Source organism: Aequorivita sublithincola DSM 14238 (assembly GCF_000265385.1).
Taxonomy (GTDB): Bacteria; Bacteroidota; Bacteroidia; order Flavobacteriales; family Flavobacteriaceae; genus Aequorivita; species Aequorivita sublithincola.
The window spans coordinates 2,715,646-2,738,549 of sequence record NC_018013.1 but is presented as its reverse complement, the minus strand read 5'-3'; the positions used below and the strand labels follow the sequence as shown (position 1 = coordinate 2,738,549).

At 36.4% G+C, this 22,904-nt stretch carries 20 protein-coding genes; 4 read left to right on the top strand and 16 right to left on the bottom strand.

The genetic code is table 11. From position 1 onward, the window contains the following. Position 1 precedes the first annotated feature (1 nt). The 10 genes from AEQSU_RS12575 to AEQSU_RS16225 form a co-directional block, all read right to left on the bottom strand. Positions 2–859: an N-acetylglucosamine kinase gene (locus AEQSU_RS12575; protein ID WP_014783248.1), complete on the bottom strand. Its 858-nt coding sequence runs from the start codon at positions 857–859 to the stop codon at positions 2–4. 3 nt (positions 860–862) lie between these two features. Then, positions 863–1,858 carry a type I glyceraldehyde-3-phosphate dehydrogenase gene (gene gap, locus AEQSU_RS12570; protein WP_014783247.1) on the bottom strand — a complete coding sequence of 332 codons (996 nt, stop codon included), beginning with the start codon at positions 1,856–1,858 and terminating at the stop codon, positions 863–865. A gap of 119 nt (positions 1,859–1,977) precedes the next feature. Further along, positions 1,978–2,961, bottom strand: a complete 984-nt coding sequence (pfkA, locus tag AEQSU_RS12565) for a 6-phosphofructokinase (RefSeq protein ID WP_014783246.1) — start codon at positions 2,959–2,961, stop codon at positions 1,978–1,980. Positions 2,962–3,210: 249 nt separating this feature from the next. Beyond that, positions 3,211–5,055: a CocE/NonD family hydrolase gene (locus AEQSU_RS12560; protein ID WP_014783245.1), complete on the bottom strand. Its 1,845-nt coding sequence runs from the start codon at positions 5,053–5,055 to the stop codon at positions 3,211–3,213. Between the two features lie 18 nt (positions 5,056–5,073). Further along, positions 5,074–6,378 (bottom strand): tRNA lysidine(34) synthetase TilS, encoded by a 1,305-nt coding sequence (gene tilS, locus AEQSU_RS12555; RefSeq protein ID WP_014783244.1) that lies wholly within the window; start codon positions 6,376–6,378, stop codon positions 5,074–5,076. Between the two features lie 12 nt (positions 6,379–6,390). Further along, positions 6,391–7,095, bottom strand: coding sequence for a DUF3307 domain-containing protein (locus AEQSU_RS12550; protein WP_014783243.1), 705 nt, complete (start codon positions 7,093–7,095; stop codon positions 6,391–6,393). Between the two features lie 5 nt (positions 7,096–7,100). Then, positions 7,101–7,787, bottom strand: a complete 687-nt coding sequence (locus tag AEQSU_RS12545; RefSeq protein ID WP_014783242.1) for a hypothetical protein — start codon at positions 7,785–7,787, stop codon at positions 7,101–7,103. Positions 7,788–7,920: 133 nt separating this feature from the next. Beyond that, positions 7,921–9,222, bottom strand: a complete 1,302-nt coding sequence (gene pabB / locus AEQSU_RS12540) for an aminodeoxychorismate synthase component I (RefSeq protein ID WP_014783241.1) — start codon at positions 9,220–9,222, stop codon at positions 7,921–7,923. After that, positions 9,222–9,764, bottom strand: a complete 543-nt coding sequence (locus AEQSU_RS12535) for an NADPH-dependent FMN reductase (RefSeq protein ID WP_014783240.1) — start codon at positions 9,762–9,764, stop codon at positions 9,222–9,224. The genes pabB and AEQSU_RS12535 overlap by 1 nt, the downstream gene beginning before the upstream one ends. A gap of 87 nt (positions 9,765–9,851) precedes the next feature. Continuing rightward, positions 9,852–13,295: a M36 family metallopeptidase gene (locus tag AEQSU_RS16225; protein WP_014783239.1), complete on the bottom strand. Its 3,444-nt coding sequence runs from the start codon at positions 13,293–13,295 to the stop codon at positions 9,852–9,854. 209 nt (positions 13,296–13,504) lie between these two features. Here AEQSU_RS16225 and AEQSU_RS12525 point away from each other — a divergent pair, with 209 nt between their 5' ends. Beyond that, entirely contained in the window at positions 13,505–14,038 is a 534-nt protein-coding gene (locus AEQSU_RS12525; protein ID WP_014783238.1) for an RNA polymerase sigma factor, read from the top strand. 9 nt (positions 14,039–14,047) lie between these two features. Further along, the gene (locus tag AEQSU_RS12520; protein WP_014783237.1) at positions 14,048–14,842 is read left to right on the top strand and encodes an anti-sigma factor; all 795 of its coding nucleotides are present in this window, start codon (positions 14,048–14,050) and stop codon (positions 14,840–14,842) included. A gap of 272 nt (positions 14,843–15,114) precedes the next feature. On the opposite strand, the gene AEQSU_RS12515 is transcribed toward AEQSU_RS12520, so the two are convergent. From AEQSU_RS12515 to AEQSU_RS12505, 3 genes are all read right to left on the bottom strand, one after another. Beyond that, positions 15,115–16,392 (bottom strand): tetratricopeptide repeat protein, encoded by a 1,278-nt coding sequence (locus AEQSU_RS12515; RefSeq protein ID WP_042492008.1) that lies wholly within the window; start codon positions 16,390–16,392, stop codon positions 15,115–15,117. Positions 16,393–16,490: 98 nt separating this feature from the next. Beyond that, a complete protein-coding gene (locus AEQSU_RS12510) occupies positions 16,491–17,132 on the bottom strand; it encodes a DUF4331 family protein (RefSeq protein WP_014783235.1) in 642 nt (213 codons plus the stop codon). A gap of 110 nt (positions 17,133–17,242) precedes the next feature. Further along, entirely contained in the window at positions 17,243–17,938 is a 696-nt protein-coding gene (locus tag AEQSU_RS12505) for a DUF4331 family protein (RefSeq protein ID WP_014783234.1), read from the bottom strand. 148 nt (positions 17,939–18,086) lie between these two features. Between AEQSU_RS12505 and AEQSU_RS12500 the strand changes: the two genes are divergently transcribed. Next, a complete protein-coding gene (locus AEQSU_RS12500) occupies positions 18,087–19,292 on the top strand; it encodes an LETM1-related biofilm-associated protein (protein ID WP_014783233.1) in 1,206 nt (401 codons plus the stop codon). Positions 19,293–19,404: 112 nt separating this feature from the next. Here AEQSU_RS12500 and AEQSU_RS12495 read toward each other — a convergent pair whose 3' ends face one another. Beyond that, on the bottom strand, positions 19,405–20,160 hold the full coding sequence (locus AEQSU_RS12495; protein WP_014783232.1) for a LytR/AlgR family response regulator transcription factor: 756 nt from the start codon (positions 20,158–20,160) through the stop codon (positions 19,405–19,407). A gap of 268 nt (positions 20,161–20,428) precedes the next feature. On the opposite strand from AEQSU_RS12495, the gene AEQSU_RS12490 reads away from it, so the two are divergent. Next, on the top strand, positions 20,429–21,163 hold the full coding sequence (locus AEQSU_RS12490) for a YebC/PmpR family DNA-binding transcriptional regulator (RefSeq protein ID WP_014783231.1): 735 nt from the start codon (positions 20,429–20,431) through the stop codon (positions 21,161–21,163). Between the two features lie 101 nt (positions 21,164–21,264). On the opposite strand, the gene AEQSU_RS12485 is transcribed toward AEQSU_RS12490, so the two are convergent. Together AEQSU_RS12485 and AEQSU_RS16930 are read right to left on the bottom strand one after the other, a co-directional pair. After that, positions 21,265–21,825: a 1-acyl-sn-glycerol-3-phosphate acyltransferase gene (locus AEQSU_RS12485; protein WP_014783230.1), complete on the bottom strand. Its 561-nt coding sequence runs from the start codon at positions 21,823–21,825 to the stop codon at positions 21,265–21,267. A 9-nt stretch (positions 21,826–21,834) separates the two neighbouring features. Further along, positions 21,835–22,893, bottom strand: coding sequence for an iron-containing alcohol dehydrogenase family protein (locus AEQSU_RS16930; RefSeq protein ID WP_042492481.1), 1,059 nt, complete (start codon positions 22,891–22,893; stop codon positions 21,835–21,837). Positions 22,894–22,904: the final 11 nt, after the last annotated feature.

Sequence of the window (22,904 nt, the reverse complement as noted above, 5' to 3'; positions counted from 1 at the left end):
TTTATGAACCAGTAATTTTATTTTTATAATATTGAATTAATCCATCAATAGGTTGTTGAACGATATTTCCAAGTTCTAGATTGTGATTTTTAAAGCATTCCTTAATTATTTCCTCTGAAAAGTGTGCAATAGAACCAATAAAATGAACTGGAACTTCGCGCGACTTTTCAAAACAAAGAATTCTACATTCAATAAATGATGAAATGCCTTCTTTAATTAGGTTGTAAAAGTATGGGTTTATTTCTTTCTGGGTAAAGATGAATTGAGCAAATGACGCCAAATAAGCATTCGGATTGGGTTTCTTGTACAGATTCACTTTTATATCATCAGCTTCTAAATTGAATTTCCTTTCAAATTCCGAAGCGATTTCTGAAGGCATTCTGTGGTAATAATAATCGCGAAGCAGTCTTTTACCGAAATAATTTCCGCTGGCTTCATCCATCAAAATGTAGCCTAAAGCTGGTATTGGCGCGTGAATCTCTGTTCCGTCAAAATAGCAACTGTTGCTTCCCGTTCCCAAAATGCAAACAATTCCGGGCTCGTTCGTTACAGCAAAAACTGCGGCGCTCAAATCTTCGGAAACATTTACTTTGGCTTTGAAAAATAATTCCTCTAAAACTTCCTTCAATATACCTCTAGGTGTTACAGTGCCGCAACCCGCTCCGTAAAAATCAAGAATTGCTACACTTTCAAAAACTCTTTTTAACTCTTCATTTGAAGAAATACGAAGTAATAAATCCTCTCGTGGAACCACTGTAGGATTTAAGCCTGAAGTAGCAGTTTTAAAGACGACTCCACCAGAATTATCTAGCAAAACCCAATCACATTTTGTAGAACCACCGTCGGTTATTAAAATCATATTTTAAAGTGTTGAAACGTGAGCTGCTAGTTCCACCAATTTCGCAGAATAGCCGTATTCATTATCATACCAAGCCACTAACTTAAAGAAATTATCATTAAGCGCGATGCCAGCATTTGCGTCAAAAGTACAAGTATGGGAGTCTGAAACAAAATCTTGTGACACGACTTCAGCTTCGGTGTAGTTTACGATTCCTTTATAGTTAGTTTCCGAAGCTTTTTTGAAGAGTGCTTTTATTTCTTCATAAGTCGCTGGTTTTTCAGTTCGAACGGTTAAATCTACTACGGAAACATCTGTGGTTGGCACTCTGAAGGCCATTCCTGTAAGTTTTCCCTTTAACTCTGGAATTACTTTAGTTACAGCAACGGCTGCGCCTGTGGTTGTTGGAATGATATTGCTCAAAGCACTTCTTCCTAAGCGATAATTTTTCTTTGAAGGCTGATCTACTGTGGATTGCGAAGCCGTTACAGAATGAACCGTCGTCATCAAGGCTTCAACAATTCCATATTCATCGTTAATTATTTTTGCTAATGGCGCAAGGCAATTTGTGGTGCAAGACGCATTGGAAACTATATTGTCCGTTGCCTTTACATCTTTGTGGTTTACGCCCATCACAAACATTGGAGCTGTTTTGGAAGGAGCAGAAATAACTACTTTTTTCGCGCCAGCCTTTAAGTGCGCTTCAGCAGTATCGATTTCTTTGAAAATTCCTGTACAGTCAATAATTATGGTCGCGCCAACTTCGTTCCATTTCAAGTTTTCAGGATTTTTTTCAGCAGTGACCCTAATTTTTTTTCCGTCAACAATTAAATTTCCATTCTTAACCTCGACCGTTCCTGGATATTTTCCGTGAACAGAATCGTATTTCAATAAATATGCAAGGTGATCTACTTCTAGCAAATCATTTACTGCTACAATTTCTATATCCTTTCTTTGAGCTGCTATTCTGAAGGTTAATCGCCCTATTCGACCGAAACCGTTTATTCCTATTTTTGTCATGTTTTTTTGTTAATCGTTATTTGTTAAGCATTAATTGTAGTGTGGTCATTATCAAAATAAATATTTGATTTCAAATACTATAAAATTTTATGCATCAAGCACCTGTCATCTAACATCCGTCAAATCGAAATAATATCTGCCACACGAATCAATTCTTCATCAATTTCATTGTTACCTTTTATTGCTTCGGAAAAAGGAACCGAGGTTACCTTATTGTGAACAATGCCTATCATAACATTTGTTTCGCCACCTAAGAGCGCATCAATGGCACCAACCCCTAAACGGCTTGCAAGCACGCGATCATAACAACTTGGCGCGCCACCGCGTTGAATGTGGCCTAGAACGGTAACTCTAACTTCGTATTCTTTTAGGTTTTCTTCAATATATTTTGCGAGTTCAAAAATGTTCTTTCCTATTTGGTCCCCTTCTGAAACAACAACAATACTTGAAGTTTTACCAGATTTTTTACTTCGACTTAAAGATTCCAACAAACGCTCTTTCCCCATGTTTTGTTCTGGAATCAGAATTTCCTCCGCTCCTGCGCCAATTCCAGCATTTAACGCTATATCGCCAGCATCACGACCCATCACTTCCACTAAAAAAAGACGGTTGTGAGAATTTGCCGTGTCACGGATTTTATCAATTGCCTCAACCACAGTATTTAATGCTGTGTCGTAACCTATGGTATAATCAGTTCCATTAATGTCATTATCTATAGTTCCAGGAATTCCCACAATAGGAAAGTTGAATTCTTCAGCAAAAGCAGAAGCTCCCGCAAAAGTACCGTCGCCGCCTATGACGACCAAGGCATTTATGTTTTCATTTTGAAGGTTTTCAAAAGCCTTTTTTCTTCCTTCAAGAGTCAAAAAATCTTTGGAACGCGCAGATTTAAGAAATGTGCCTCCGCGATTAATTATATTTTTTACCGTACGTGCGTTAAGTTCCTTAAAATCGCCTTCAATCAAACCTTGGAAGCCACGATAGACGCCAACGCACTCAAGATTGTGATATGCGCAAGAACGAACAACCGCCCGTATCGCAGCATTCATACCGGGTGCATCCCCTCCGCTGGTTAAAACCGCTATTTTTTTTGGTGTTTTCATAAACGGAAAGTTACCATTATTGTTTACAATACAAAATGATTTTTGTCAGAAAAAAATACGTGTAAGTACGTATATGAGGAACCAATTTCTCGCCGTATATTTGAATCATAGAATTAGTGGATAATGTACGAAGCAATATTTTTTGTGGGGATAGAAAATATTCTTTAGTACAATTTAAAGTTTACTAAGTTAGGTTTGTTAAAGAATCCCGGCCAATGGTCGGGATTCTTGTTTTATAAACATTTCTATTTATTTCTTCAGAATTGTAAATTCTATGGAAGAATCATTATAAACTCTATGTGTTTGCCTTTTATAATCTTCCGCTTTCGCCTCAAATATGTTGGGAACAAAAGTTTGCGGGTTCAAGTCTATCAAAGGAAACCACGTACTTTGAACTTGAATCTGAATTTTATGCCCCTTCTTAAAAGTATGATTTACATCTTGAAGTTTTATGTTAACCACTGTTTTTTCATTTGGAATAAAAGGTTCTGGCTTGCTAAAACTATTTCTGAATCGCCCGCGCATCACTTCGCTCCTAACCATCATAAAGTAATTGCTCATTTTTAAATATTCCTGTGTTTCTGGGTAATCTTCGGCATCTGCTGGAAAAACGTCTATAACTTTTACTATCCAATCTGCATCTGTTCCAGTGGTTGAAACGTTTAATTTAGCTAGAATTGGACCTGCCATTGATACGTCTTCAGTTAGGATTGGAGTTTCAAAAACCAGTACATCTGGGCGACGAGCGGCAAAACGCTGATCGTCCGTCATATATTTGCGTGGAGTGAAAACCATTTTAATGTCTTCGGAATAAGGAACTGGTTTTTTTGGATCGCTGATAAATTCTTCAAAAGAAATATTTTTTTGTGCTTTGTCAGTTAGACGTTGGTCGCTTTGAAGGAAAAAAGTTTTGTTTTCAGTATTTTTTGGTGGCCATTGTTGGTATGACTTCCATTCATTCTTGCCTGTTTCAAACATATATGCTTCGGGCAAACTGCTTTCACCTTTTCCGTTATCTTTTAGGAAATGATTGAAAAATTTAGTTTCAATATTCTTTTGATAGTTTATTGAAATACTGTCGCCAAAATATATATTTCCAATAGCTTGGCGGTCCTTCGCACGTGCCCAATCGCCGTGACTCCACGGACCATAAACGATAGTGTTATAATTGGTGCTACTCTTTTCAACAGCTTGATAGCTGTTGAAGGGACCGTACAAATCTTCCGCATCAAATAGACCGCCTACAAACATTACAGCTGGTTTTATATCTTTTAAATGTTGAATAATTCCGCGGCTTTGCCAAAATTCATCATAGCTGGAATGTTCCTTAAGTTGCTTCCAGAAAATATTGTCTTCCTTGTAATATTTATCGAGGTTACTTAATGGTCCGGCATCCAAGAAAAACTGATATTGGTCTTTTGAATCTAGTTCTGGAAATTTGAACCAAGGCTTGTCTGTAGGTTCTGTTTTTTCATAACCAAAAAGCGCTGTTGCACGCCAATAACTCAATAAATATGCGCCGTTGTGGTGAAAATCATCAAAAAAGAAATCGGCAATGCAGGCTTGTGGAGACACGGCTTTTAGTGCTGGATGCGAGTCAATCAACGAGCAAGTTGCATAAAAACCTGGGTAACTGATTCCCCAGACTCCAACGTTTCCGTTGTTGTTTGGGACGTTTTTTACTAACCAATCAATACTGTCATAAGTATCGCTGGATTCGTCAAATTGTTTGCCTTTTTTGTTTGGAATATAAGCTCTCATATTATCGTAAACTCCTTCGCTCATCCAGCGACCACGAACGTCTTGATAAACCACAATGTTTCCTTCTTTCATTAAAAATTCATTCGGTGATATCTTTGAACGAAACTCATCTTCGCCATAAGGCTGGCAACTATACGGCGTTCTTTGAAAGAGCATTGGATATTTTTTTGAAGTGTCTTTAGGTGAATAAATTACAGTGAAAAGTTTCACGCCATCCCGCATTGTGATTGTGGTTTCCGTTTTATTGTAGTTTTCCTTTACGAAATTTTCGTCCTGTGCAAACGATACAAAACTGACGAATAATAAAATCAATACTATTTTAAATGCTTTCATTGGAACTATTTATGTGATCTAATTAGAATAAGTTATTTTTAATATTTTTTCAGTGTTTTCGTTGACTTTGAAACTGTCGTCCATTCGGTGGCCGATTATCCAGACTATTTTTTCATCACTTAAAAGTAGCCAGATTTTGTCCTTTTCATTTAGAGGAATCTTTTCGTCTTTGAAGAATTTGCTCAGTTTCTTTTTCCCCTTCATTCCGAAAGGCTGAAAAGTATCGCCACTACTCCACTTTCTGAGTTTTAAAGGAAAGTTTAATTTTTCTGAATCCACGTAAATTAAATTCTTCTCGGTTTCGCCAATGTATTTTGAAGGTTCAATTTTTAAGTTGATTGGCGAAGTAATTCCGTCTTTTGACACTAAAAATTCTTCGGAAGTATTTACATCTGAAATTTCTGTAAGCACCAATTCATCACGGTTTTTAAGAAGTTGATGTGTTTTTGAAAAAATTTGCTTTCCGGTTTGCGCATCCATTAAATTTGAAACGTCCTCCCATTCCGTAAAGCCGAAACCATTCAGCAATTCATAAAGTAAGGCTTCAGTATGCGGTAATTCTTTTATTTTTTGAACATTAATTTTATAGGAATCCGAAGCTTCAGAAACCACTAAATTGTAAACCAAAGCCATATAATCTTCAATCAAATTTTGGGAAGATTGTAAATTACGTTGTGTTTTTTGAAAATTATTCAAAAGCGACTCGTTGGTTTCTTTGAATTGCGGCAAAACTTGCAACCTCAGCTTATTCCGAAGATAATCTGCTTTTTGATTGCTGCTATCTTCTCGCCATTTTAAGTTATTCTTTTCGGCGTATTGTAAAATTTCTGCTCTTGAAAAGTTTAAAAGCGGTCTGATGATTTTGTTGTTTTCTTTCGGAATTCCTGTTAAACCATTTAAACCTGTACCGCGGGAAAGATTGATGAAAAATGTTTCTAAATCGTCATCTAAATGATGGGCTGTCAATAAATAATCATACTTAAAATCGTTTAAAATTTCCTCAAACCAGTTATAGCGAAGTGTTCGAGCAGCCATTTGGGTTGAAACTTTATGTTCTTTTGCAAACTTTTTTGTGTCGAAGGTTTCAGCAAATACTGAAATCTCCAAGTTATTCGCCAAACCAATCACAAACATTTCATCACCGTCGCTTTCCTTTCCGCGAAGCGAGAAATTGCAATGCGCTAAAGCGATTTCAAAATTGAGACTTTTCAATAAATGCGTTAAAACCACACTGTCCAGTCCTCCGCTGCAAGCGATGAGTAGTTTTTTTCCTTTGAGAAAAGAAAAATTGGTTTCAATATTTTTTTTAAAGCTCGTGAGCAACCTTAGTGTTTTTTAGAAGAAATTAATAATTATTCCAGCAATAACGGCAATTCCGAAGCTGAGCATTGTACCAATTAATACGTATTCCGTCTTTAAAGTTTCGTTATTTCCGTATCGCAAAATTGATTTTGCAGCAATCAAAAATCCAACTGCTGAATATTGTAAAACTATAATGAAAGTAAGCGTTAAAATTCGTTCCAAAACGCCAATAACCTTTCCGGCATTGGGCATTTCGTTATCGCTAGATACTTGTATTTGGGTAACTTTAAAAACTTCTCTTATAAATATATTGGCTGGTTTTAGGCATACCAAATATCCTGTGATAACTAATAAATATTTAAAATTTATAGGAACTCCAATGGAAGGACTTATTCCGTGCCATTTATCAAACAAAACAACAACTATTGTTAAGAAAATGAGATGAATGGCTTGGTCAATAAAAAAGGCATAACGGCCAAAGTATTTGCTTTTTATAAGATTAAGTTTAAATCCATCTGTTAAGAAATGTGTAATTGCAATAATTGCAGCTGCTAAAGCAAAGCCCAACTGCAACGAAAATATCCAGGCTAATGCAAAACACGCCAGGCCGTGCCAATACAAAAAAGAGCTCTTAAAGCCTATTGTGTTTTTCTGTTTTGCAAGTTTATTGGTCTGGAAAAAATAATCCAAACAGAGATGTGCAATAAATTGGAGCAGTAATAATTCCTTTAAATCCATAGCTTCTATTTTGAAATTATTATTTTAAAATAGTTAACCGCTTCTTCAATAGCGTTCCAGCCTACGCTTGTGGAATGTTGGTTTACGGCAGATTGCCCAATGCCAAGTTGTTTGGCTATTTCGTCTTCTTGGTTGTTCATCAGTTTTAAATATAAAACTTCACATTGGCGCGAGGTTGCTTTGCTTAACAAAACATCCAGCAATGCCAGTAACGGCAAGAAGTTTTGATTCAAACTTTCATCCTTTGAAGCGAAAAACAAGGTGTTTTTTATAACGATTCGTTCTTTATTATAGGTGGTTTCGCCACTAATTTCGCGACCGGAAAAATAAATGGCATCACCATCAATTATTCCTTCTTCGGGATTGTAGCGACTTAGTTCACCATAACCAATAGCGAGCCGTATTCCGTGGATTTTGAACTGTTTTATGCGGTTATCGTCTTTGGTGTATGTTTTGGTGTCAATGGGAATTACTTTTACAAAACTTTTAATAGCCAAAGCAACTTGCAAACCCTCTGCAGCATTGGGAACTACGCATTCTAAGTAATCACCTTTTATAATGCGGCCATAAACATTAAATTGCTTTTTTAAATCTAGAAGCAGGGTTTTTAGACTTTCCTCAACAATGTTACGGTCTGCGTTGTGCAAACTGGTTGAGGAAACAATATCTCCAGATATTACTGAATAATTCATTTGTTGAATCTTTATTCAAATATATAAATTTATTAGCTTAAACACTAATAAATATGGTTTATTAGCTTAAGCACTAATAAATGAGGTTTATTAGCTTAAACGCTAATAAAATAAATTGTAGTGTTTTTGAAATTTATAAGGAAGAATTTAACACTTCGCGCATTGCTTTTGCTTTCAGTAAACATTCTTCGTATTCCTTCTCAGGAATTGAATCAATCGTGATCGCGCTTCCAACAGAAAAACTAATGTATTCTTTCTTAGAATTATACAAAATACTTCGGATTACAACATTGAAATCAAAATCGCCTGAAGGTGAAAAATAGCCGATGGCACCACTGTATAAGCCGCGTTTAGCGTCTTCAATATCTTCAATAATCTTCATTGCTGAAATTTTTGGAGCACCCGTCATACTGCCCATTGGGAAGGTGTTTCTTAAAATTTCAACACTTGAAGTGTTTTGAGGAACTGTGCAGGAAACTGTAGAAATCATTTGGTGAACTTGTTCAAAAGTATAGATTCCGCAGAGTTCTTCAACGGTTACACTACCTTTCTCGGCGATGCGTGAGAGGTCGTTTCGCACTAAGTCTGTAATCATTATGTTTTCGCTGCGTTCCTTAGGATCTTCGGCCAATTGTTGCGCCATTTCTAAATCATCCGCTTCATTTTGTAACCGTTTGGCCGTTCCTTTTATGGGCTGTGAAATCAAGCTGTTTCCTGTTCTTTTAATATATCTTTCTGGAGATGCGGAAAGTGCATATACTTCATTCAACTTTAAAAAGACAGAGAATGGTGGTTTTGAAATTTTATTAAGCTGAAGAAATGTTTCTAGCGGATTGATTTCTGAAGCTTCCGTATAAAATTCCTGACAAATATTCGCTTCATAAATATCTCCTCTTTTTATGTGTTCAAGCGTTTCGTTTACTTTTTGAATGTAGCTGTCCTTTGAGGTTCGTGCATTTATTCTAGTAGTTTCAGTAGTTTCGGCTTCATCGGGTTTAAAAATCAATTCAGAAATCGTTTTCCAATCTGCTTCCAATTCATCTGAAACCATATTCAGATATTGGATTTCAACATTTTCTTCTGAAAAAAGAAACAACCTTTTAGGTTGAAAAAAGTATAGATCGGGAAAGTTTAAACCATCAAAATTGCTAGATTTCAACTTTTCCACATCGTTTTTTAAATCGTAGGAAAGGTAGCCGAAAAGCCAATCTGCGGTAGTGGTTTGGTATTCTTTCAGTTTATCAAAAGCGTTTTGTGTATCAGTTTTCAAAGCTGTAAAAGCATCTACAGCAAGGATGGCCTGAAAGGTTTGGTGCTTTTGCAAATAGGTATTACTGTCCAACCAAACAACTTCTTCAAATTGTTGTGCCCAAAGAAGAAGTCGGTTTTTTGCGGCTTCATTTAAAGAAAAGGGATATTTCTTTACAGTGCGCATTATTGCTGAATTTGATGAACAAAATTCTGAAGAACATCGTTAAAACCCAACAATAAAACTTCATTTGAAATGGATTTAGTTTCTGCGGAAAAGTTTTCAGAAAAAGAAAGAAAGCTGAAGCTCTCAATAATATTTGCCCCAAATCTGGGAAGTACGTTTTTTGTATATTCCAAAGAGGAAGCTGCGCCACGCCTTCCGTTGGAAGTGCTCATCAATAATATTTTTTTTCCTTCTAAGAAATTTCTATCATTTCTTGAAAGCCAATCTATCGTGTTTTTGAAATATGCTGAAACCATGCCATTGTGTTCATTCACAGAAATAACTAACGCATCGGCTTCCTTAATTTTGTTATAGAGCATTTTTAGATCTACAGGATGGCCTTTTTCACGTTCAATATCTTCACCGAACATTGGCAAGTCATAATCGGTTAGTTTGATGATTTCAACGTTATGACCCGCAATTTGTGAAGCTGCAAAACTAACGAGTTGATGATTAATGGATTTACTGCTATTACTACTAGCGAAGCATAAAATTTTTTTCATCCGCCAAAGTTATTGAAAAGGTTAGGTGTAAAAAAACCCGCGCCATATAATTTGACGCGGGTTCTTAAAAAAATAAAATTTGATTAATTATTGCTTCACGATACGTTTTACAACGCTTGCGTTTTCAGCATTTATTTTCACAAAATACATTCCTGTTGCCAAGTTATCCAATGAAATATTGGTTTCTTCTCCAGCTCCAGTAAGATCTATTGTTTTAATAGTTCTTCCTTTTACGTCTGTGATAATAATGTTTTCAAGTTGCACTGTTGTTTTGTTCATCAGCGTGATTTGTCCAGATGTTGGGTTCGGATATAGTAGAATGTTATTGTAAAATTCATTCTCACCAACGCCAATCACTTCATCTACCGTTACCGTGAAGGTACAGCTGTCTTCATTACCTGCAGCATCTTTAGCTGTCATAGTCATTGTAGTAACACCAGCGCCAACCATTGTTCCTGCAACAGGGTTTTGAGTAATAACCGGAGCGGGGCTACAGTTGTCTGTTGCGGTTGCAGCACCTGTATAATCTGGTAAAGTATATTGTGTTCCAGAAGGTACTTGCACAACTACATTAGCAGGGCAAGTTATATCAGGATTTACAGTTTCAGCCGTAACTACCGCAATAGTACGTTCGCCTGGACAACCAGAGGCTCCAAGATTAATGTCGCTATTAGGTGTACCAAAATCTGAAGTTAAACAAGTTCCAGACCAATCTGCAGCTGAATTTGTGTCATCATTTCTTCTGTAAGAATTAGAACCACAGTCTGAAAGTAATGAAGCTCCAACTCCAGTCCAATCAAGGTCCGCAGCCGTTACATTAAAACCTCCAATGGTAACGTTAAATGCCGAGATTTGTGAAGCACTATAATTCCAGAATACGGAATCTACTACGTCTCCAGTAGGATCAATAATTAAAATCCATCCTGCGTCACCGTTGTTCCAGAAAATATTATTTCCCCAGTATCCAGCACCTCCGTCATCGTTCCAATCTACAACGGAATTGGCTCCAATATTTCCAAGGGTTTTTACAATTGTATTCACTGAGTTTATATTAGTGTACGGAGTATCACTAACCGCAACTTTATAACCAGTATAATCCTTCGCAACCCCAACGTTTTGGATTTCGAATCTATCTGGTGTTTGTAAATTAATTTCTGAAATAACCAATTGTGATAGCGGTCCAGGAGCATTTTCCTGCGCGTAAACATTTGTGGATCCTGTTGGGATAAAGGTATATGTCTCTCCTTCAAAAAGGAAATTTCCGCCTGTTTGAGCGTCAAACCATCTAATAACATTTGTTGGGTCGTTTAAGGTTGCAGTTACTGTTACAGAATCACCAACACAGAAATCGCTAGCGCCAGTAGTTGTAGGTCCAACAGGAACAGCAAGTACTTCAATAGTATCCGTATCAGAAGAAGCAATTGAACAAGCACCAGCCTGTATATTATAGGTAACAGTATGAACTCCTACTCCAGCAGCAGCAGGATCAAATGTGAAAGTAGATCCGTTTCCATTGTCTGTAACACCAGGCCCGCTATAAACTCCACCACTTGGTGAACCACCACCTAAATCTGTTAACACGTCAGATGAAGCACAAACTTCCTCAAGTATAGATAATGATGCCAATTGTGAAGGAGTGTCAAAAGCTTGTATACCATCACTTCTGCTCCCTGAAGAACCTTGATTTGCACTGAAACCTAGTCCTCTTTTTGCAAATGCATCCCAAAGAATACATTCGTTTGCACCGCCATAAATAGCTTGATCTGCAGCCATAATAGCATCACGACCATCAACAAAACCTGGGCTACAAGGTTGAAGTTTTAATCCTTCAATAACCAAAGCCATAGCCATAATGTTACCGGCATCTTGGTTTACGTCACCTGTAAAGTTGTAAGGATTTGTATCAAAACCGTGCTCATCTATCAATGCCCAAGTTACTTCCCAAAGCATTTCAGCCCAAACAGAGCCTACACCATGTGGAACGGCAGCGGTTTTAATAAAGTCATAAGTTTGAGGATTCACAGATATATCTGTACTATATGGATAATCTCGAATTCCACCACCTCCTTGGCCTTGACCAAAAAGATAAGTTCCTACCGCGCGGGAATCGGTACCCACATCACCAGGTTCAATTGAAAGAATCACTCCAAAAAAGTCACTCCATCCTTCACCCATTTGCTCTGAATTTTGAAGACAGCTGGAAGCACTTGGCCCGCCCGTTAAACGGTTTGAAACACCATGACCATATTCGTGAAGAATAACAAGATTGTCAAAATCACCATCCTTATCATTACAAATATACATTTGCATTCTAGGATTGCCTCCGTCTGGTGGAGTACCAAAGTTAGCATTGCAAGTTCCTGAACCATCTTGAGCTTCTGCATTTACATAGTCATTTCCTGAACCACCATTTCCGTAGTTGTTTTGTTGAAAATTACCGTTAATCTCATCAAATCCGTATTGATACAAAATGTCATGAAAAACATTATTCATATAGAAAAGATTCGTAATCGCTGAATCTTCATATTGATTAGAATTGGAATAAACCTGACTGAAAGGATAACCCGTAAATTCTAAATTTGAACCCGCATTTGGTTGGTATCCTGAGTTGTTTCCATCTTCATAAGCGTTTACGTTGTTTCCACGAGTAGTTGTATATTCTGCTCCCGCAACTCCATTGGTGTCATGCCATCCATAAGGAGAAGCAGTTGCACTGGCTGGATTAACTTCAATGGTTCTTGCACCATAATAAGGACTCTCAAGTGGCAACGCAAAAACTTCATAACACTCTGTACAAGCTACAGGAGTATTTGCTACAATTTCTTTATAATTTGGAATATCATATAAATTTGTGTTGAAATTCATTTCTTTCACATCATTACTATGATCGTGATTGGTTGCACAGCTAACCATCCAGTTTGCTCTGTTTACAATCTCACCTGTTGTGGCATTCACTCTTACACTCCACCAATCTGTTCTTCCCTCAATTGAAAGATCCCAGCATAAAACCAGTTGGTTAGTCTCGGTAAGTGCATACATCAATCTTGCAGGTATTGGGCTTAAAGAAATTCCGCCATCGCTAAGCAACGTTTCTTTGGCAACGCCTTTGGCTCCTTTCAAAATAGATAGTGAACCATTGATGGTATATCCCAACTGTAAAGCGGCAGCTTGAACAGCTTGTGCCGCAGTGAGACCAGGATTTGTAGAACCTGAAAGTTTTTCGGCAGTGCTTTTTATAAATTTACTGTCATTGGCAATTACGTTACCATTCGCCATAATATGGATACTAGATTCTGTTCCATAAATTTCTATTTCGTTTAGTAATTGTCTGAAATAAACATGCTGAATACCACTAGCTTTACTAACGGTTTCACTTGTTATTTGCCATTGAACATCTTGTGGTAATAATTCATTTTGTTCAACGAAACGACTCAATTGTTGGTTGATTGGTTCTGAAAAATTCTGCGCAATCAGTGTGCTCGAAAAAACACACATGACCGTGAGAAAGAAAATTTGGGTAACTTTTTTCATTTTTTTTGGTTTGTTGGATTAATATTGGGTTTAAGTAGATTATGTTTTGTAAAGCTATTAAAATTTAGTTTTTTCACAACACTTTCTTAATATTCCGTAGAAATTTAACATCTTTGGTAACACGAAATAAAGTCATTATATAGCATATAAACGTAATTTTTAAAAAAATTACTTAATAGTTTTATTACATTTACTTCAAAAAAAGTTCTATGGAACAACCCAACACTCTTATTATTGCCATGCAAAATGGTGATGAAAAAGCTTTTTCACGCTTATATACAATGTACAGCGAAGCTATACAAGGTATTATTTATAGTATCGTTTTGGACGAAAACACTGCGGAAGAACTCCTGCAAGATGTTTTTATAAAAGTCTGGAATAATGCTTCTTCGTACTCTGTTGATAAAGGACGCTTTTTCACTTGGCTTTTGAATATTGCACGAAATACTGCCATAGATGAAACTCGATCTAAGTCATTTAAAAACTCTAGAAAAAACCTAAGTACCTCAAACTTCGTAGATATATTATCATCCTCTGATAGTTTAAACACAAAAACAAATAGTATAGGTATAAAAAAGTTTGTTGATGCCCTAAAACCTGCTTGTATTAAGATCATTGATCTTTTATATTTTAAAGGATTTACTCAGGCCGAAGCATCTAAAACTTTAGAAATACCATTAGGAACTTTAAAAACAAGAAACAGAACTTGCATTAACGATTTGCGAGTAATGGTCTTAGGATAATAAAAAATTATGACTCCAGAAGAAATCATAGCATCAGGAAATTTAGAGCTTTACGTTTGTGGCGCGCTGCCGGCGGAAGAAGCGATTGAAGTTGAAAAAGCGATTACAGCCCACGCTGAAGTGAAACGCGAAATAGAACTTATTGAAGAATCACTTTTACTTTTAGCAGAAAAAGTGGCTCCTCCAGTTCAAGCGATGACTTGGACTTACATTTTAAATTCTATCAGGAATGTAAAAGATATAGGTGATACTAAAGTGAGATCACTTAATTGGCCAGCCGTCACAGGTTGGGCAGCAGCTATCTTGTTTATGGGTGGAGTTATGTGGATGTTAAAACAAAACAATGATGTAAACAATTCTTTGCAAGTAACCACTATTGAAAACACAACTTTAAAGGAAGAAAAAGCAACGGTTGAAAGTCAACTTGCTGAAAATAATAACACTCTTGAAATTTTAAGATCCAAAGATTACAAAGCATACACGTTACCAGGAAACCAAGCAGTCGCTCCTGAAGGTTTTGCAAAAGTTTATTTAAATAGTAAAGAAAACATAGCGTATATAGATATAAAAGGTTTACCAACTCCGCCTCGCGGAAAGGTCTATCAAGTATGGTCTCTTAAAATGGAACCACTCACTCCAACAAGTGTTGGTTTGATAGATCCAAATAATGAAGCTGGCGATGGAATCTATAAGTTTGTAGACTTCCCGAATCCAGAAGCTTTTGGAATTACCTTAGAGCCTGAAGGCGGAAGCGAAACTCCTACCCTTTCTCAGTTATATACTTTGGGAATGATAACTATTTAAGAGAAAAGAACAAAGAATAAGATTATTAGAGCCTGAACGAATGTTCAGGCTTTTTTGTGGAGTTCAGCCACAAATACACGGATTCAATTTAAAAACATTCGTGAATTCGTGGCAACAAAAAAAGCGTCCGTCAATAAATGACGGACGCTTCAACTAACAAAAAAACTCTGAAAAACCGGTTAGACCGGTTTTCGAATAATCTATCAATTTCTTGATAGATAACCAACCTCTACACTACTTACGAAGAAAGTAGCATGTTGGTTTTCATATGTCTATAAATTTTCTATTTCTTTTGCTCTAATTGGGCCAAGCTCATAAAATGCACCCATCAATTCCTCTTTTAAAGGTTTAACTTTAGCATCCATCCCATTCGCTTTATAAATTAAAGCCAAATGAAAAAGCGCTTTTGGTTCTGAAGTTTTGCCTGCAACGTGCTCTTCAATTGTTTTCAAAGCTGCAGCTTTATCACCAGATTTAAGTTGGGCAAAGGCTAACAATTGATAGGTTTCAGGTGTAGCTCTGTTTGTAATTTCCTTTTCGGCCAATTTCAATGCTTTTTGTGGTTCTCTGTTTGCGTATAATTCTATCAGATAGGCATTGTACATTCCACCGTAATCAGGATTATCTGTGGCTTTTATAAATTTATCATATTCTATATTTGCTTCTGAAGTATTCCCATTAAACTCCGCCATTTGTCCTTTCAAAAGATAATAATCTGGTGCTTTATGGTTTACCATTACAGAGTCTAGAATACGGTTTGCTTCTTTTGTATTTTTTTCTGAAGAATAAACCAGCCAAGCAATTTGTTTTTTTACGTAATGACTGTCTGGTTCAAGTTCTAAGGTCTTCAAATAACTATTGTATGAATCCTGAAGTCTTCCGGCGTGACCGTAAAAATCGCCGATGTTACTATATACCCACAACTTTAAACCCTTGTTATTTCGTTCTTCAGCTATTTGTTTGGCTTGCTCCATATATTTTATAGCAGCGTCAAGATTCCCGTTGTGATCGCTCCATTTAGCCAAACGAATTAAGTAATTGAAATCCTTAGGATCCTTTATATTTCCCAAAAGAGTGTCTGCTCGATCGTATTCTCCCAATTCCATTGCAACGTCGAAAAGCATCATTTCCGTAGCCTTTCGATTATCGGTAGCGGAATAGGCGCTATCTAACAAAACCTGAGCTTCCTTAAAGCGGTGTTGCGAAACGTAATTATGTGCCAAACTGCGTAAATACGAATCTTTACCACGAGCTGCGATTTCATGTGATTTCTTGATAAGCTTTTCAGAAGTTTTCAATTCTGAAATATCACCTGTACCGCCAAACTTTGCTGCATGTAATCCAGAAACACGGCTCATTGCAATCAACTGGGTTGAATCATTATTAAATTCTTTCTGCCAAAATTCAAATTCTTCGTTTAAGAGATCGCTGGAAGGTGTGTTACTTGTAATTAAATAAGGATCGTAATCTTTGCTGTTGGTTATTGTTTTCGACTTTTCTTGACAACCAAAAAGAACAGTAACAGTCAATATCGTTATTATCATCTTCATTTTTAAAATTTTAGAGTTGGTTGAGTTTTCAAATAAAATATGTTTTAAACCAAAAAAGAGAACAAAACGTTCTCTTTCTTGACTTAAAAATTTATAGTTTAAAAAGGTCCAGCCATATAAGGGAAGGAACCTAAAAAAGGTGCATCATTCATTGGTACGCCATCGCTAGTAAGCGGAGGATTTTCTGTTCCGTCAGGGCCACCAAAGATTAATAGTAAGGATACATCTATCACGTCATCACTCAAATTTCTACCAGTCAATATTTCAGTTCCGTTGAAATAAGTTGTTATACCAGTTTGCGCCAACCACAATACATCGTTAGAAAGCACTGTTGTGAATTGTGCAGCAGTACGACCACCTTCTGGCAAAGCGTTTAGCGTATAACCTGGATTTAAAGCAAGTAATCTTTGTTCAAACCTAGTTTGAAATGCCACTTGCATTTCAGAAGGTACAGTAACGTTAAAAGCATCTTTAAAACCTTCAGTTCCAAAAACTGTATTAATTCCAGGGCGCCCCATTTGGTCTTCCTGATAATAAGTTCCGCTAAAATCCAAAACTTGTGCACAAGGCAGGCAATCTGGCCCACCACAATCTACATCTGTTTCTAGCCCGTTTTTAATTCCGTCTTCACAAGTGGCATTTATTATTACATTATCATTGTCATCTTCATCTTTACATTGCACAAATAATAGCGAAACGAATACTGCGGAAAAAAGGGTTATATATTTTAAATTTTTCATCTGAATATTATTTTTGATAGTTAGGAAGATTGAATGCCCTTATACGCATCTTCATTGAATTTATAGTTTATAAGTGGGCATTTCATCTTTTATATTTTTATAATTAGCTATTATTGTTTTCTTTTGGCTTCAACCCATACATTATATATTGGAGTGGCTGGGGCGAATGGATTTACACCAGTGGTTCCAGCAGGAATAATTGATTTTGGAAATTCAACTACCACACTCAATACGTTTTTGCCTGCAAAAGTATCTTTTCCAGGATTATTGAAACCAGTCGCAGTTCCAGCAATTACAGCATTAAACTGTGTAAAGTCAAAGAAGAATGGATCTTCTCGAGGTCCCGCAAAAAACTTCATACCATTTTTTTCAGCAACTTGAATATCGTCCTTTGTTGAAATTTTTACACTATATGGCGTAGCCGAAGAAATAGTACTTTTAGTACCTTCTATTCCGCTAAATGCTGGAGCGGAAGGGCCGAAAAAATACATAGAATCTCCACGTTTAATGGCTTGAAAAACTAAGTCTTCTTTAAGGTCATTGTTGTAATCTATGTTGAATTCAATCAATACAGTTTCGTCGAAAACGGCTTGTTCTGTTGGCGTTCCTGGAGCTAAAAGCCCTTGAATGTTTGCAGCGAACACAAAATTGCTAGTGTTTTCGCCTTGAAAAGCATAAAAGTCTGTAATATCTGCCGTTGTGCCAGCAACTGCAGGTGCATCAATGTGATCCGCCGATATTAAAAATACCGAGAGTGCAGCTATGCCCAGTCCACCGATTACTGCAAAAATTTTTGATTTTTTCATCTTTTAAGTTGGTTTTTATTAATTAATTTTACTCGTTCATTATGCTTACGCTTAAATGTAGGTGCATAGTTTTCAAGATTGTGTTAATCTTTTGTTAACTAAAGAAATACCGAGATTTCAGGCCACTAAAATAATAATAAATAATTCGATGAACCCTTCCGCAGCCGATTGGATTTTAAAATTTTTAAATCTTTTTGAAAGAAAGGAACTTATTACCTACTTTGAAAGTGACCAAAAGTTTTACGAAACTCTAAAACAAACTGGTTTTATTTATGGAGTGTCTGTTGCGGCTATGCCCAAAAAATCTTTAGGCAGCTTAAAACTCACTAAAGAAGAGCTTACTAAAATAAATTTATTTCACGCATTGTTGTTCCAGTTTTTTCAGCAAAACGAAAGTGGCACTAATGAAGAAGCCATCAATAGTATCCTCTCTTTTTATAAACAACTAGAAAAAGGAAAAACTGGTTTCTTCCAAAAATTCACGCTTTCTGCCAGTCCTTCTAATTCGCTGGAACATATTTTGTCTGCGCGTTTAAGTTCCGCCAATTCACTTTTAAAGAAAAACACAATCTCGCTGCTCACCTATGCCCTACTCTATCTAGATGTTTTGGCCTACAAGTATTGGCAAAAAAAACCGGATTCTATTAAAGTATATTATAGACAGTTGGAAACTATTGTGCTCACAGCTTGTTTTTATACGATGAAGTCCAAAAAGAAAAAATCAAAATACGACAAACTGCTTCTTGAACTTTTTGAAACCTCTTCTGAATATATTATTGATGAAAGCGAAGGCGGCGCCGCTACTTTTTTGGACAGCTTAAATTATTTAAACACAGCCGAAGATTCCTTAGAAAAAAAGTATATGCTGGATCTTTGTTGCCTCACCGTTTGGGAAGATTTAAAACTGGACGATTCTGAACAACAGTTTTTGCAGCAGCTAGTAGTAACACTTAATTTTTCTGAAAAAGTTTTAAAAGAAAGTCTTTCTGGTTTAGAAACCTTTTCAAACAGTCATACCGAAAAAATTCTTCTTTTTGAATATTCGCATCCTGTGAAGCAGTTTTACAAACAATCTGCGAGTACAGTAAAACTTTTAATTATTCGTAATAAAGACCGATTAGCCCGCGAGCTGGAAGAAAGCGGCGAACTCGTTGTGCTACTTGGTCAATCCACAATACGCGATCTTTCAGCAGAAGAAAAAATAAAAGTAAAAGAGCAATTATTGGATGTTTGCAAAACCATTCCGTCGTTAACTATCTTCCTAGTTCCAGGAGGAAGCGTGCTTCTTCCGTTGTTGGTGAAGTTCATCCCGAAGCTTTTGCCTTCTTCGTTTCAGGATAATAGAATTAAATGAAGTTGAAGTTGAAAAATGCTTCGATACATATTGAAAGCAATAAATAATCTTGAGGCTTTCAAAACACTCAGCAACCTTGTATATTTAATTTGAATTATAAATTTTGAACCCTCTACTCCAACCAAAGTTTAAAATCCTTAACCCGCTCTCGAGCAACGATTACTTCTTGGTCTTTATAACTGTTCAATTTTAGCTGAAGACGCGAATTGGTGTAAGAAATTATATCTTTTATTGAATTGATATTAATGTAGAATTTTCGGCTAATGCGGAAAAATGTTTCTGGCGAAAGCTCTTGTTCCAGTTGTTCCAACGTAGTTTCTAAAAGATAATCGCGACCGTCAACGGTGCGTGCGTACGTTCCTTTGTTTTCAGAATAAAAACATTCAATTTCGTCTACAGAAATCATTTTTATATGTTGCCCAATTTTTGTGGTAAAACGTTTTTTGTATTCACGTTCCACAGGGTTTACGAGCAGTTTTTTAATATCTTCAAAATTGAACTGAACGTTTTGGGCTTGCGGTTTTAAGGACTGGTATTTTTTTACTGCGGCCTGCAATTCATCTTCATCAATAGGTTTCAAAAGATAGTCTATACTGTTTAGTTTGAAGGCTTGCAGGGCATATTCATCAAAAGCAGTGGTAAAAATAATGGCGCTTTTTACTTCAACCGCATCAAAAATTTCGAAGGAAAGACCATCGCTTAATTGAATATCAAGAAAAATCAAATCAGGATGTTTGTTGTTTTTAAACCATTCCACAGCTTCCTGCACGCTGTGAAGCATTTGGTTAACGTTCACGCCTTGTTTTTCCAACATACGCTGTAAATAGCGAGCAGATGGTTTTTCGTCTTCAATAATAATTACGTTCATTTTTGCGGTTTGGTTAACTTTTTTTCAGATGAATTCTAAGTAATACAAATATACTCGGATTCCTAAGCTTGAAAAAATGAATTTTTATTGCAAAAGTTCAAATTCTGTTATGTTTTGCAAACTTGATTATTAACTGGTTCATTCAACATAGCAAATAACTAAGACTCGTATTTTTGAATTAATTAGGGTTTCGGACTTTGGAATTTTTTATATTTGAACGTTCTTTTTTTAGAATAAGCAATAATAAATAACAATAGAAAATAATAGTATGGGAAGAGCTTTTGAATTCAGAAAAGCAAGAAAAATGAAGCGTTGGTCTGCAATGTCCAAAGCTTTTACGCGTATAGGCAAAGACATTGTGATGGCAGTAAAAGAGGGCGGTCCAGATCCGGATGCCAACTCCAGATTGCGCGCCGTAATCCAAAACGCGAAGGCGGTGAATATGCCTAAAGAAAACGTGGAACGCGCCATAAAACGCGCCAGTGACAAAAGTTTAGGCGATTTTAAAGAAGTTCTTTTTGAAGGCTACGCTCAACACGGAATTGCCGTCCTTATTGAAACCGCGACCGATAATAATACAAGAACCGTGGCCAACGTCCGAATGAATTTTAACAAATGCAATGGTAGCTTAGGTACTTCAGGCTCCGTTGTATTTATGTTTGACCATACGTGCAATTTTAGAGTAAAAGATAATGATTTTGATCTAGAAGAGCTGGAATTAGAATTGATAGACCACGGCGTTGAGGAAATTTTCAGAAACGAAGATGAAGATGAACCGGGTGTAATGATCTATGCGCCATTTGAAAGTTTTGGAGCAATACAGGCTTATTTAGAAGAAAATAATATTGAAATTATTTCTTCAGGCTTTGAACGTATTCCGCAAGTAACCAAAAAATTGAATGAAGAAGAAGCTGCGGATGTTGAAAAACTATTAGAAAGACTGGAAGAAGATGACGACGTGCAGAACGTGTATCATACTATGGAGGAGTCTTCGGGGGAATAAAAATTTTGTGGCTTTTCGTTTTTGATGATAAATTCATCTCGCAAAATCACTAAAAAATAGTGCCCTTAACTTTTAGTTTTGGGCTTTTTTTATTCAATTTATCAAATAATTTTTTTCCCTTCGTAGGAATAGTGTGGTTCCTTCCCTTCAACTCCAATAAAAAAGGACTCCAGCTTTAAAATGTCTGCTTCTAAATCGTTTGTTGGATAATATGGTTCGGCAATTCTAACAGTTTTTGTACCCCAATCAAAAGCGCAACAAATTATTGGCACATTTGCAGCCTTGGCAATATAATAATATCCCGTTTTTAAACTCTCAACTTTTTTACGAGTGCCTTCTGGTGATAGTGATAATCTAAATTCCTTTTTCTTTTCAAAAATTTTGGCAATGGCTTCAACTTTATTTTGGCCTGGCGTTCTGTCAATAGATTCGCCACCCATCCACTTAAAATACCAACCAAATGGCCATTTAAAAAGTTCTTTTTTTGCAATAAAGTTTATTTGAATATTAAGGGTCCAGCGAATAAAGACGCCAATGTAGAAATCGTGCCAACTAGTATGTGGCACAACAATAATCACACTTTTTTTTATGGTATCTTGATGAAAACTTCCAACAATTTTCCAACCCATTACTTTATAAAAAACAAATTTTCCAAGCCCCATAAAATACTGTTACATTTTTAGATATAAACTACGTAATTTATCTGGTGTAATGGTTTTTTCCCAATTGTCTCCCAAGGCATTTTCCCACAGCGGAACCATTCCCAAAGCAACGGTAATCATAGTATTCATCTGTTCTTCGGAAAGGTTTTTACAAATTCCTTGCGGGATTTCTACACCGTGTTTTTCAACCATTTTCTTGAAAAGAATTACATCCTTAGGATAAAATTCTTCCAGAAACTGAAAAACAATACAGTTACCCACGCCGTGCTTTGTTCCTAAAACATAACCAAGTCCGTAGCTCATAGCGTGCGCTACACCTACTTGCGAATAGGCAATACTCATTCCGCCGTGCCACGAAGCCATCATCAATTTGGCGCGCGATTCTTCTTCAGAAAGAGAATCTCCTAAGAAAATTTCCATACATAAATCGTATGCTTTTTCGCCATAACTCTGGCTGAAAGCATTCAGAAAAGTTCCGTTTAAAGATTCTACACAATGAATAAAACAATCCATACCCGTAAAAAACCATTGGTTTTTGGAAACTCCTTTAGTAAGTTCAGGATCAAGAATTACTTGGTCAAAAGGTGTATAATCACTGTTAATCCCTAATTTACGAACGGGTCCTGTTAATACCGTAGTTCGTGAAACTTCCGCGCCAGTTCCAGAAATTGTTGGAACGCCAACGTGATAAACTGCTTTTTGTTTAACCAAATCCCAACCTTGATATTCTGCGGCACTTCCTTGGTTTATGAGCATTATGGAAACTGCTTTTGCTAAATCCATCACAGTTCCGCCGCCAATGCCTATAATTCCTGATGGCGTATAAGTGAATTCTGCTTTAATATCTTTTACCAAATCATCAACTTGTGAAGTTTTTGGCTCTTCTTCTGCTGAAACAAAAATCAATTTATCATTAAAGCGAAGATTTATTCTATCCGTAAATTCAGTATTTCCTTCAAAAACATTGTCAACCAAAAATATGAAAGGCGCTTTTTCCTTTTTCTGAGAAGAAAGAATTGAGGAAAGTTGGTCAAAACATCCTTCTCCGAAAACAACTTTCGGCACCATAGGGAAGTTTC

Coding starts and splice junctions, on each gene's coding strand:
- gap (WP_014783247.1), bottom strand. CDS start 1,858: ATGACAAAAATAGGAATAAACGGTTTCGGTCGAATAGGGCGATTAACC.
- AEQSU_RS12575 (WP_014783248.1), bottom strand. CDS start 859: ATGATTTTAATAACCGACGGTGGTTCTACAAAATGTGATTGGGTTTTG.
- AEQSU_RS12510 (WP_014783235.1), bottom strand. CDS start 17,132: ATGAAAAATTTAAAATATATAACCCTTTTTTCCGCAGTATTCGTTTCG.
- AEQSU_RS12500 (WP_014783233.1), top strand. CDS start 18,087: ATGAACCCTTCCGCAGCCGATTGGATTTTAAAATTTTTAAATCTTTTT.
- pabB (WP_014783241.1), bottom strand. CDS start 9,222: ATGCGCACTGTAAAGAAATATCCCTTTTCTTTAAATGAAGCCGCAAAA.
- AEQSU_RS12505 (WP_014783234.1), bottom strand. CDS start 17,938: ATGAAAAAATCAAAAATTTTTGCAGTAATCGGTGGACTGGGCATAGCT.
- AEQSU_RS12550 (WP_014783243.1), bottom strand. CDS start 7,095: ATGGATTTAAAGGAATTATTACTGCTCCAATTTATTGCACATCTCTGT.
- AEQSU_RS12560 (WP_014783245.1), bottom strand. CDS start 5,055: ATGAAAGCATTTAAAATAGTATTGATTTTATTATTCGTCAGTTTTGTA.
- AEQSU_RS12495 (WP_014783232.1), bottom strand. CDS start 20,160: ATGAACGTAATTATTATTGAAGACGAAAAACCATCTGCTCGCTATTTA.
- AEQSU_RS12535 (WP_014783240.1), bottom strand. CDS start 9,764: ATGAAAAAAATTTTATGCTTCGCTAGTAGTAATAGCAGTAAATCCATT.
- AEQSU_RS16930 (WP_042492481.1), bottom strand. CDS start 22,893: ATGGTGCCGAAAGTTGTTTTCGGAGAAGGATGTTTTGACCAACTTTCC.
- AEQSU_RS12525 (WP_014783238.1), top strand. CDS start 13,505: ATGGAACAACCCAACACTCTTATTATTGCCATGCAAAATGGTGATGAA.
- pfkA (WP_014783246.1), bottom strand. CDS start 2,961: ATGAAAACACCAAAAAAAATAGCGGTTTTAACCAGCGGAGGGGATGCA.
- AEQSU_RS12545 (WP_014783242.1), bottom strand. CDS start 7,787: ATGAATTATTCAGTAATATCTGGAGATATTGTTTCCTCAACCAGTTTG.
- AEQSU_RS12490 (WP_014783231.1), top strand. CDS start 20,429: ATGGGAAGAGCTTTTGAATTCAGAAAAGCAAGAAAAATGAAGCGTTGG.
- AEQSU_RS12520 (WP_014783237.1), top strand. CDS start 14,048: ATGACTCCAGAAGAAATCATAGCATCAGGAAATTTAGAGCTTTACGTT.
- AEQSU_RS16225 (WP_014783239.1), bottom strand. CDS start 13,295: ATGAAAAAAGTTACCCAAATTTTCTTTCTCACGGTCATGTGTGTTTTT.
- AEQSU_RS12515 (WP_042492008.1), bottom strand. CDS start 16,392: ATGAAGATGATAATAACGATATTGACTGTTACTGTTCTTTTTGGTTGT.
- AEQSU_RS12485 (WP_014783230.1), bottom strand. CDS start 21,825: ATGGGGCTTGGAAAATTTGTTTTTTATAAAGTAATGGGTTGGAAAATT.